Genomic DNA, 10,525 nt, shown 5'->3' with positions numbered 1-10,525 from the left:
AGCGACGACCCGGGCGCGACTCCCAGTCGTCGGGCTCGTGCTCGTCCTCCGGTCGCTCCGGAACCCGGCACGACCGTTCCAGCCAGAGTGCGGCCGCCACCAGGGCAGCCGCGGCCACCACGCCGGCCACGCCGGCCGGCCGGTCATCGGCGGCGGCCTGCGTCGTCTGCACGAACAACCAGCCGGTCAACCCCGCGTAGAAACCGGTGAAGATCGCGCCCACCAGGGCGGACGCCTTGGCGAGCACCACGAACCGGGCGACCATCAGCGGATTGACGGGCTCCCGGCCCGGCCGCCGGTCGATCCGGCCCCGGGTGTTGACCGCCGCGTACGCCTCCAGCACCGCGAGCCCGGCCAGGGTGACCACCGGCAGCCAGGGCAACGGTGGCAGCCGGTTGTAGTAGAGGCTGCTGATCAGCAGCCAGGCGGCCGCCGCCGCGGCCAGGGCGGCCACCACCAGTGTCGAGATGCGGGTGGGGCCCATCCGCGACCCGTCGGGCGATGGGGACTGGGTCATGTCGTCGACTCTAACGCCAGATCCGGCCGGGCACGCAGTTCCGCAACCTCGGCCGCGGCCGGACCGGAGGTCAGCAGATCGGTCAGCCAACCGTGCCCGGGCAGTCGGGCGTAGGGCTGGATGTCGATCCACGGCCGGAGTACGAAGGCGCGCAGATGCGCCCGGGGATGCGGCAGGGTCAGCTGCGGATCGTCGCTGAGCACCGGCTGGTCGTCGTCGGTCCAGACCGCGACGACATCGACGTCGAGTGTCCGGGGGCCGAACCGGCGCCGCGGATCACGGACGCGACCGGCCGCGTCCTCCGCCGTCCGGGCTCGCGCCAGCCAGTCCTCGGGGGCCGCCGCCGGGTCCACGACCAGTAGCACCGCGTTCAGGTACGCCGGCTGCTCGGTGTCGCCCCACGGCGGGGTCTCGTACACGCCGGAGGCGACCAGCACGTCGTCGCCGAACACGGCCATGGCGGTACGCAGGTGGGCGAGCCGGTCACCGAGGTTGCTGCCGAGGGAGAGCAGTGCCCGGGTCATGGGTTCCGGGTCCGACGCATGGTCACGGCCACGTCGGCGAAGGTGTGCGGCACCGGGGCCTCCGGCTTGTGCACGGTGACCGTCGCGGCGTGGACCCGGCGATCCGCCAGGCAGACCTCGACCAGCCGGTCGGCGAGGGTCTCGATCAGATTGACCGGCTCGCCGGTGACCACCGCGACCAGGCGGTCGGCCAGTTCGCCGTAGTGCACGGTGTCGGTCACCTCGTCCGACCCGGCAGCCGGGGCGAGGTCCAGCTCCAGTACGGCGTCGACGACGAACTCCTGCCCCTGCTCCCGCTCGAAGTCGTACACCCCGTGCCAGCCGTACGCGCGCAGGCCGGTCAGCTCGATCCGGTCGGTCATCGGCGTACCCCGTTGTCGGCTTGCCGACCGGCGAGCCGCGCCGGACCGGCGGCGTTCGCGAGCGGCGGGTCGGCGGGCGACCGAACCAGCCGGGGGCGGCCGGTCGCCTGCCAGACGGCGAGCGCGTCCACGGTGGCGCGTACGTCGTGCACCCGTACCCCCCAGGCGCCGGCGGCGACGGCGAGCAGGCTGGTGGCGACGGTGGCCGCCTCCCGGCCGGCGGTGGGCCTCGGCGTGCCGTCGGGCCCGGCCAGCAGCCGGCCGAGGTACGACTTGCGGCTCGCGGCGAACAACAGCGGGTAGCCGAGGTCCAGCAACTCGGACAGCCGGGCGCTGAGCTGCCAGTTGTGGGCGGCCGTCTTGGCGAAGCCGAGACCCGGGTCGATGACGATGCGGTCGGCGGCCACCCCGGCGGCGAGGGCCGCCGCGATCCGCTGGCCGAGTTCGGCGCGGACGTCGGCGACCACGTCCCCGTAGCTGGCCAGGTCGCTCATCCGCCGGGAGTGGCCCCGCCAGTGCATCAGCACCCACGGGCAGCCGGCGTCCCGGACGACCCGGGCCATGTCGGGGTCGGCGAGGCCGCCGGAGACGTCGTTGACCACGACGGCTCCGGCTTCGAGGGCCGCCTCGGCGACCCGGGCACGGGTGGTGTCGATGCTGACCGGCACGCCGGCCTCGGCCAGTTCCCGGACGACCGGCACCACCCGGGCCGCCTCGGTCTCGCCGTCGACCCGGTCGGCACCGGGCCGGGTCGACTCTCCACCGACATCCACCAACCCGGCTCCGTCGGCACGCAGCCGGACGCCGTGTGCGACAGCGGCCTCGACGTCGGCGTAGCGTCCGCCGTCGGAGAACGAATCGGGCGTGACGTTCAGGACGCCCATCACCACCGGGGCCGGGGCCCGTACCAGATCGGTCACGGCTAGACGGTACCGGTCGCCTCGGCCGCCGCGAACAGCCCGGGTATGGGCACTGACATGCGAATTGGAACAGGTGTACGATCGGTCGTCCGGGTCGCATCGGGCAGACTCTTCGCGGCTTGTCGCAAAGGGGGGCGGCCCGTACGCTGTGGAATTGCCCAGCATCGAGACGGCGACGCTTACAGGGAGGGCCAAAGCGGGGTAATCCGCCCAGAAATCGCCACCTTGCGTGGCGAGTAACACACGCAGGGTCTCGGTCGCTTCGCCGAGTAGCACCGATCCCGCAAGGCTTGCCTACTGCACCGCCGCGGCGCCGCCGGCCGCGAATTGGGGAGGTACCAGTGATCGCCATCGAGCTGATGGAATCGGCGTCTACCAGCGCCGCCCACCTGCTCTCCACCCTGGCGTCGTCGATTCCACTCGCGGCCGAGGAGCCGAAGGGGATCAACACCGAGGGCGTCGTCACCTTCTTCGCCAGCAAGATCGCCCCGATCCTGCTCGCCGTGCTGGGCGTCATCTTCATCGGCCGGGCCAGCCGGGGCGAGATCTCCAAGGTGCTGACCAGCTCCGCCATCGCGATCGTCGGGCTGGCCTTCATCGCCGGAGCCGCCACCCTCTTCTTCATCGGCGACTTCCTGATCAACCTGATCTTCGAATAGGCGCGGGCACGAGATGCGGCTGCGCACCGACGACGACATCTACCGGGCCCGCCTGGTCTATCTCGGGCCGCCCGGCTACACCCTTCCGGTCCACCTGCCGTACGCCCAGTACGGGCTGTTCATGCTGCTCGTTCCCCTCTACATGTTCATCCACTGGCTGTTCACGCTGCAGGTCGAGCTCTTCCCCGCCTGGGAGATCGCCCTCGCCATCGTGACCACCTCGTTCGTCTTCCGGTACGTCGATCCGGACCGACCGGCGCGCATGGTAATCCGTACCGCGCTGACCGACTGGCGACGTACCCGGGAGCCGGCCGCCGAGCAGCGCGACCCGCGCCTGGTCGGAAGCGGGATCAGGATCCGGGAGGAACTGGCATGACCGGCTGGACGCCGAAGAGGCCGTCTGAGAGCACGCCGCTGACCCCTACCGCCGGCGAGATCGAGCCCGGGCCGCAGCGCGGTCGCCGAACGACAGGTGCACCCCAGAGCCGGACCGCGACGGGCATGGGCAGGGCGATCTCATGAGCCGCTCCTCCACGCCGGGATCCCCGGCCGGGCGCCCGGCCGCGCCGCACGGTAACCGTGCGCGGTCGTTCGACTACCCGCCATCCAGCGATCTCGACGAGCCTCCGCTGGATCCGGCGCTCGCCACCACCCCACTGCACGGCGGAGTCGGGGTGTTCCAGGCGCCCCGGCCACCGCAGCACCGACCGGTCCCGGCCGACCCCGTGCCGGCCACCGCGACGGCCCGCGACGGTGCCGACATCGACTCGCCCTTCCTCGACCTGTTCGGTGGCACCTACCCCCGGCCGGGTTCCGCCCAACGGGGCAACGGGCATCCGGCGCGCACGCTGCCGCAGCAGGCGAGCCCCGCCGCACCAGCACCGGTGCCCACCCAGCCCGCCGGCCCGCCGGTCGCGCCCCCCGACCGACCCGCGATCGCGCCACCCGGCCGACCCGCCGTCCCACCACCGGCCAGACCCGCCGTCGAACCCGGCCCGGCGCTCGGCTCAGCCGGGCCACCGCCCCCCTCGCCGACGTCGGTGGCGCCGCCCGTCCAGCCGCCCCCGCCGCCGTACCTCCAGGCGCCCGCCCCGGCCCCCACCCGGGCACCCGCGCCGGCCGGCGACCGGCTGCCGAACGCCCGGCCACCCGCGGACGACCAGTCGTACCGCGAAGACGACGGTCCACCGGCCGGCGCCGCACCCCGCACGGCACGGCGCGCCGCCGCACCAGCCACCCGGGCCACCACCCCACCCCGACAACGGTCGGGCAACCGTCCGGACCGACCGATCAGGCCCGCCCGGGTGCGCGCCCCCAAGATCAAGTTTGGGGACCGCGATCCGGCGGTCGAGTTGGCCATCACCGAGATCGCCGGTCACCTGACCTTCACCCCCAACACCGTGACCGCCTGGTACTGGCTACCCGAGGTGCGCTGGGCCTTCCGACCGGACGCCGAGCGGGAGGCGCTGCTGTCGGCGATCTCCGAGCAGTACGCCGGCCTGGCCGGCTTCCGGCTGCACCTGCGCCGCACCACCCGTCCCTTCCCGGCCGACGAGTGGGCCCGCACCATCGACACCCACACCGCCGCCCCACTGCCCGACGTTCCCGGCACGCCGAGCTGGGCCGATCACCTGGTGGCCGCCCAGCGACACCTGCTCTCGGTCAACCACGCCGAAGGCCAGACCTACCTCGGCGTGACCTTCGCCCGCCGCTCGCTGGGCGACTCACTCACCGAACGGCTGCTGCGCACCTTCGGGCGAGGCGTCGCCGAGGGCGAACGACGCAAGCTCGGCCGCACCGTCGAACAGTTCGACGAGGTGCTCGGCGCGTTCGGCATGCGTGGTCGACGGGTCACGGCGCAGGAGTTGGAATGGCTGCTCTACCGGTCGGTGGCGCTCTGCATGGCGCCCCCCGGCGCGCTCTCGCCGATCACCGACGGACGCTGGGAACGCGGTGACCTGCTCGCCCTCACCGAGCAGGTGGAGCGCTACCGCACCCCGTACGGCTCGACGGTGAAACTGGTCAACCGGATGACCGGCGAGGAGCGGCACGTGGCCGTACTCGCCGTGGGGCGGATGGAGCCGCTGGAGATCCCCGAACGGCACGAGCCCTGGCTGCACTTCCACGAGCGACTGCCCTGGCCCATGGAGCTGTCCACCCGCGTCGACATCCTGGGCTCCGGCGACTCGTTCCGCAACCTGGAACACCGGCTACGGATGATCCGGTCGCAGCAGCTCGACTACGCCGAACACGGCATCGACGCCCCGCCGGAGCTGGAACGGCTGGCCAAGCGGGCGCTGGTGATCGGTGACGAGATGACCACCGGCCTGCCGGTGGACTCCGCCCGCGCGCACGGCTGGCACCGGATCGCGGTCGGCGGGCGTACCCGGGAGGAGTGCCTGGAGCGGGCCCGCCGGCTCATCCAGCTCTACTCCCGCGAGCTGCGTGTCTCGCTGCAGCATCCGAAGAACCAGGACTGGCTGGCCCGGGAGTTCATCCCGGGTGAGCCGATCGCCAACACCGGCTATGTCCGGCGGATGCCGGTACCCCTGCTCGCGGCGGCGCTGCCGCAGGCCGCATCCACCGTCGGTGACCGCCGCGGCGACCTGATCGGACGTACCGCCGGCACCTGTCGCCGGCCGGTCTTCCTCGACCTGCACTTCCCGATGGAGGTACGGGAACGCTCCGGCCTGGCGGTCTTCGTGGCCGAACCGGGCGGCGGCAAGTCGACGCTGCTCGGCGCTCTGGGCTACCTCGCCGCCCGGCGGGGCGTACAGGTGACCCTGCTCGACCCGTCCGGCCCGTTGGCACGGCTCTGCGCGATGCCGGAGCTGCGGCCGTACTCCCGGGTGCTCAACCTGACCGGTTCCGAGCACGGCACGCTGGCACCGTACTCCCTGATCCCCACGCCGCTGCGCAGCGAGTTCGGCAGTGGAGCCGCTGGGGATCGCGAGTTCGAGATCGCGGTCTCCAATGCCCGAGCCGAACGCCGGATGCTAGTACAGGACATCTGCATGATGCTGGTGCCACCGCAGGTGGCCCGCGAGGCGTCCACCGCGACCCTGTTCCGGCACGCGGTCCGCCAGGTTCCGGCCGAGGAGACCTCCACCCTCGACGACGTGGTCAGCTGCCTGGGGCAACTCGACGACGACGCCGGCCGGGAGTTGGCCAACCTCTTGCTGGACACCGCCGAGATGCCACTGGCCATGCTCTTCTTCGGCCGCCCACCGGAGGGGCTGCTCGGCCCGGACGCGGCACTCAACGTGATCACCATGGCCGGCCTGCGACTCCCCGACCTCAAGATCGAGCGCGAGTACTGGTCCGCCGAGGAGGCCCTGGCGCTGCCGATGCTGCACACCGCACACCGGTTGGCGGTGCGCCGCTGCTACGGCGGCTCGATGTCGTCCCGCAAGCTGGTGGGCCTCGACGAGGCGCACTTCATGGAGGGCTGGCGCTCCGGCCGTTCGTTCCTCGTCCGGCTCGCCCGTGACTCCCGCAAGTGGAACCTGGCCGCGCTGGTCGCCTCGCAGAACCCCCGCGACATCCTCGGCCTCGACGTGCAGAACCTGGTCTCCACCGTCTTCGTCGGCCGGATCGCCGAGGACGCGGAGATCGCCTCCGAGGCCCTGCGCCTGCTCCGCGTACCGGTCGACGACGGCTACGAGGCGACCCTCGCCTCACTCTCCACCGCCGACGCGACCTCCGCCAGCCGGCTCGGCTTCCGAGAGTTCGTGATGCGCGACGTCGACGGCCGGGTGCAGAAGGTACGGGTCGACGTCTCCTACGTCGACGGACTGCTGGACCACCTCGACACCACCCCTGCCGCCATCGCCGCCGCTGCCGGGGTACTGCCGACTGTGCTGCCTGACCTGGAGGCGTGACATGGCGAGGGCCCGGGCACGGATCACGGCGCTCCTCCTGGCACTCGGCATCCTCGCCGCGGCCACGATCAGTTGGCCGGGGCTCGCCGCCGCACCGGCGTACGCCGCACCGGTGGCGTACCAGGCCCCCACCGACCTGTGCACCACCCAGGAATGGCAGGCCGACTTCCGCGCCTGCGTCGCCAAACTCACCCAGGTGGCATCGACAGAGGCGAACTGCCGCAGACCACCAACGCCGACGGCGCCGGACTCCGGCATCGCCGGCTGGTTCGCCTCCCGACCCGAGGCGTCCAAGCTGCCCGGGCCGAAGGGCTACTACAGCGACTACGGCTACGCCGGTTACAGCTACAGCACGTACGACGTAGAGGCCGGTTGCGCGACCACCCTGTTGCACCCGGACTACAAGTTCACCAACACCATCGCCAACGGCGAGTTCATGATCGCTACGGCGATCATCGGTGCCTCCAACGCGCTGCGCGAGCGCGCCTGGGATCCCGGGACGATGTGGGGCTGGGCGGATCCGCTGGTGGACCAGGCCACCAAGGCGATCTACCAGAAGGTCTTCAGCGTCTTCGGCATCATCACGCTCTGCGTGGTCGGCCTCTACCTGCTCTGGCGGTCGCGCCAGTCGGACATGAGCATCGCGATGACCACCGCGGGCTGGGCCCTCGTGGTGATGGTGGCGGTCACCGCCCTGGCCGCCTGGCCGGTCAAGTCGGCCAACCTCGCCGACGGCGCCCTCGTCTCCACACTCGGCGTCGTGCACGACGCCGTCGGCCCCGCCGCGAAGGACGTCCCACCCGGCCGGTGCGCGATGCCCAACCCGGACGCCTGCACCGACAAGCGGCCCCCGGCGGTCCGGGCCAGCGACACCTCCACCGAGGGCATGCTCTACCGGAACTGGCTGCGGGGCGTGCTCGGCTCGGCGGACAGCGAGACCGCCCGGAAGTACGGCGCGGCGCTCTACGACGCCAAGTCGTTCTCCTGGGAAGAGGCGGAGAAGATCCGGACCAACCCGCAGACCCGTGAAGCCACCATCAACGCCAAGAAGCAGCAGTGGATGACGGTCGCCGCCCAGATCAAGCAAGAGGACCCGGAGGCGTACGAGTACCTGCAGGGCATCCGGGACATGGACCGGGTCGGCGCCGGCTTCATCGCGGTGCTGGCCGCGCTGCTCTTCGCGATGTTCGACCTGACCGCCTCGCTGCTCGTGCTGCTCGGATTCCTGATCTTCAGGTGGGCGGTGATCGCCGCGCCGATCCTGGGCACCGTCGGTCTGCTCCGCCCGGCCAGCGCCGGCCTGCGCCGACTGGGTAACGCGGTGGTGGCCGCCCTCTTCAACATCGCCATCTTCGGCACCGGAGCGGCCATCTACCTCTTCGCGGTGGATCTCATCATGAGCACGCCCACCCTGCCCGGCTGGCTGCAGGTGGTGCTGGTCTGGCTGTGTGGCGTGGTCGGCTGGCTGCTGCTGCGTCCGTACCGGCGGATCACCCAACTCGGTGGCAAGGACAGCAGCGAGGCGGTCAGCTCGGCCGGCTCGTGGCATCGACGGTTCTTCCGCGACATGCGCACCGCGGCCCGGCTCGACGTCGCCGAACCCGGGGGCACCACCGAACCGAACATGGGTCGGCGCCGGACCGTGGTGGTGGAGCAGCCCAAGGTCCGCCCGGAGGCTCGCCCGGATCCGGCGCCGACCGTCGCGGCGCCCGAGTCGAAGCGGCCGGACCAGCGGAAGGCGGGCGACGGCCGGGAGTCGAGGGAGGAACAGCGTCCAGAGTCCCGCCCGGTCGCCCCCCGGCCCCGCCGCCGGCAGCCCGCGTCGTGGACCGAGCCGGACGTACCGGATGAGAACCCCTCCTTCGTCGTCTACCGCCCGGGTTCGACGGAACGGGCTCCCCAGAAACCGGCGCCGCGGATCCGCTCCGAGGCACGGTGACGGCAGTGCGGCGAGCGATCGAGTTCCTGCTCACCCGGTTGTTGCGGTCCCGACTCGGCGTGGCCGTCGGCATCGCCGTCCTGGTGCTCGGGGTGGTGGGGGCGGCCAGGCTGGTGGCCGGTCCCGAGGATCCGACGGTCGGGTTGAGCAACCGGCCGGCGGAGCCGATCACCACGGTGCACCCGACCACCGGCGACGACGGCGCGATCTCGACCACCACCACACCGTCGCCGGTAACCCGGGCCGGCGAGGCAACACCGGAGCAGGTCGCGGAGCGCTTCGTCGCGGCCTGGCTCGGCCGCCCCGGTCAGACCGCCGAGAGCTGGCGCGACGAACTGCGCCCGCTGTCGACCGACGCCCTCGTCGACAAGCTCGCCGGCGCCGACCCGGTCAGCGTGCCCGCCTCAGAGGTGACGGACGAAGTGAGCGTCCGGCCACGGAGTGAGACCTTCGTGGAGGCGCTGATCGCGTTGGACACCGGCCGCCTCCGGCTCGAACTCGTGGCGCCGGACGGGCGGTGGTTGGTGGATGCCGTGGACTGGGAGCGCTCATGACCGACGTCGAAGCTCCGCGTCGCCGCCCGGTCCGGCTCGGCGCGCTCGCCGCCGCCCTCACCGCGACGCTGGCCTTCCTGTGCTGCACCGGTGGCGCCGGTGCCTTCTTCCTCACCGAGCTGGGCGGGGACGCGGCCGAGCAGCTCACCCCGGCGAGCCTGGAATGCACCGGAGACTTCAAGGTCGACGTCAGCGGGAAGATGCCTCGGTTCAGCCAGTACGGCGAACGTCAACTCCGCAACGCCGCGGTGATCATCCAGGTCGGTCAGCAGATGAAGGTGCCGGCGCGCGGCTGGGTGGTCGCGGTGGCGACCGCGATGCAGGAATCCCGGCTGCTGAACCTCGCGAACCGGACGGTCGCCGAGTCTCGCGACGTCCCCCACGAGGGCATCGGAGCCGACCACGATTCGGTCGGACTCTTCCAGCAACGCGCGTCGTGGGGCAGCGTCGCCCAGCGGATGAATCCCGAGTACTCCTCCCGGAAGTTCTACGAGAAGCTTCTCGACGTGCCCGACTGGGAGAGGCTGCCGCTCACCGTGGCCGCCCAGCGGGTGCAGATCAGCGCCTTTCCCGACGCGTACGCCAAGCACGAGGAGTTGGCCTCCCGGATCGTCGACGCGTTGGCCGGCGGCGCCGCCCGGAGCGCCCTGGTCGCCGGGCAGCAGCTCTGCGACGCCGCCGAGTCCGGTGCGATCGCCGCGTCGGGCTGGACGGCTCCGATCCCGGGCGGAGTCGGCTCCGGTTTCCGTACGGCCAGCCGGCCCGGCCACAACGGGGTCGACATCGCCGCACCGAAGGGGACACTCATCCGGGTCGCGGCAACCGGTCGGGTGCTGGTCTCCCGCTGCGACCCCGACCGGCGTGGTCAGCTCAGCTGCGACGCGGACGGCTGGCCCGGCAAGGGCGGCTGTGGCTGGTTCGTCGACGTCCTCCATGCTCAGGACATCGTCACCCGCTACTGTCACCTGGTCAGTCGTCCCCGCGTCGCCGCCGGGGACACCGTGGAGGCGGGCCAGGTGATCGGTGAGGTGGGCAGTAGCGGCAACTCCTCCGGGCCACACCTGCACTTCGAGGTGCACACCGACGGTGACCGCAGCAGCCGGAGCGCCATCGACCCGGTGCCGTTCATGCGGTCGAAGGGCGCCCCGCTGAAGAGCACGGGATGAGCC

10 protein-coding genes are annotated in these 10,525 nt (G+C 72.0%); 6 read left to right on the top strand and 4 right to left on the bottom strand.

Annotated features, from left to right (window positions below; translation table 11 throughout):
• The 4 genes from D2L64_RS25580 to folP form a co-directional block, all read right to left on the bottom strand.
• The coding region (locus tag D2L64_RS25580; RefSeq protein WP_407663192.1) for a DUF3180 domain-containing protein at positions 1–484 on the bottom strand (484 nt) is incomplete at its 3' end.
• A 29-nt stretch (positions 485–513) separates the two neighbouring features.
• Complete coding sequence (folK, locus tag D2L64_RS25575; RefSeq protein ID WP_119579759.1) at positions 514–1,041, bottom strand: 2-amino-4-hydroxy-6-hydroxymethyldihydropteridine diphosphokinase; 528 nt, start codon at positions 1,039–1,041, stop codon at positions 514–516.
• The gene (gene folB / locus D2L64_RS25570) at positions 1,038–1,403 is read right to left on the bottom strand and encodes a dihydroneopterin aldolase (protein ID WP_119579758.1); all 366 of its coding nucleotides are present in this window, start codon (positions 1,401–1,403) and stop codon (positions 1,038–1,040) included. The genes folK and folB overlap by 4 nt, the downstream gene beginning before the upstream one ends.
• Positions 1,400–2,323 carry a dihydropteroate synthase gene (gene folP / locus D2L64_RS25565; RefSeq protein ID WP_119579757.1) on the bottom strand — a complete coding sequence of 308 codons (924 nt, stop codon included), beginning with the start codon at positions 2,321–2,323 and terminating at the stop codon, positions 1,400–1,402. The genes folB and folP overlap by 4 nt, the downstream gene beginning before the upstream one ends.
• 341 nt (positions 2,324–2,664) lie before the next feature.
• On the opposite strand from folP, the gene D2L64_RS25560 reads away from it, so the two are divergent.
• The 6 genes from D2L64_RS25560 to D2L64_RS25535 all read left to right on the top strand — a co-directional run bounded on the left by D2L64_RS25560 (position 2,665) and on the right by D2L64_RS25535 (position 10,522).
• On the top strand, positions 2,665–2,982 hold the full coding sequence (locus D2L64_RS25560) for a hypothetical protein (protein ID WP_119579756.1): 318 nt from the start codon (positions 2,665–2,667) through the stop codon (positions 2,980–2,982).
• Between the two features lie 13 nt (positions 2,983–2,995).
• The gene (locus D2L64_RS25555; RefSeq protein WP_013736278.1) at positions 2,996–3,358 is read left to right on the top strand and encodes a hypothetical protein; all 363 of its coding nucleotides are present in this window, start codon (positions 2,996–2,998) and stop codon (positions 3,356–3,358) included.
• Positions 3,359–3,500: 142 nt separating this feature from the next.
• On the top strand, positions 3,501–6,863 hold the full coding sequence (locus tag D2L64_RS25550; RefSeq protein WP_119579755.1) for an ATP-binding protein: 3,363 nt from the start codon (positions 3,501–3,503) through the stop codon (positions 6,861–6,863).
• A gap of 1 nt (position 6,864) precedes the next feature.
• Positions 6,865–8,802: an MFS transporter gene (locus D2L64_RS25545; protein WP_119579754.1), complete on the top strand. Its 1,938-nt coding sequence runs from the start codon at positions 6,865–6,867 to the stop codon at positions 8,800–8,802.
• On the top strand, positions 8,799–9,356 hold the full coding sequence (locus D2L64_RS25540; protein ID WP_119579753.1) for a hypothetical protein: 558 nt from the start codon (positions 8,799–8,801) through the stop codon (positions 9,354–9,356). Before D2L64_RS25545 ends, D2L64_RS25540 begins: the two co-directional genes overlap by 4 nt.
• On the top strand, positions 9,353–10,522 hold the full coding sequence (locus D2L64_RS25535; RefSeq protein ID WP_119579752.1) for a M23 family metallopeptidase: 1,170 nt from the start codon (positions 9,353–9,355) through the stop codon (positions 10,520–10,522). Before D2L64_RS25540 ends, D2L64_RS25535 begins: the two co-directional genes overlap by 4 nt.
• Positions 10,523–10,525: the final 3 nt, after the last annotated feature.

Source organism: Micromonospora radicis (genome assembly GCF_003583405.1).
In the GTDB taxonomy this organism is placed as follows: Bacteria; Actinomycetota; Actinomycetes; order Mycobacteriales; family Micromonosporaceae; genus Micromonospora; species Micromonospora radicis.
Note: the sequence above shows the minus strand (reverse complement) of the source record. Positions and strands in the feature narration are given on the sequence as shown.

Bases quoted from the DNA above. Each gene is read 5' to 3' on its own strand.
- folK (WP_119579759.1), bottom strand. From the start codon at position 1,041: ATGACCCGGGCACTGCTCTCCCTCGGCAGCAACCTCGGTGACCGGCTC.
- folB (WP_119579758.1), bottom strand. From the start codon at position 1,403: ATGACCGACCGGATCGAGCTGACCGGCCTGCGCGCGTACGGCTGGCAC.
- D2L64_RS25535 (WP_119579752.1), top strand. From the start codon at position 9,353: ATGACCGACGTCGAAGCTCCGCGTCGCCGCCCGGTCCGGCTCGGCGCG.
- D2L64_RS25555 (WP_013736278.1), top strand. From the start codon at position 2,996: ATGCGGCTGCGCACCGACGACGACATCTACCGGGCCCGCCTGGTCTAT.
- D2L64_RS25545 (WP_119579754.1), top strand. From the start codon at position 6,865: ATGGCGAGGGCCCGGGCACGGATCACGGCGCTCCTCCTGGCACTCGGC.
- D2L64_RS25550 (WP_119579755.1), top strand. From the start codon at position 3,501: ATGAGCCGCTCCTCCACGCCGGGATCCCCGGCCGGGCGCCCGGCCGCG.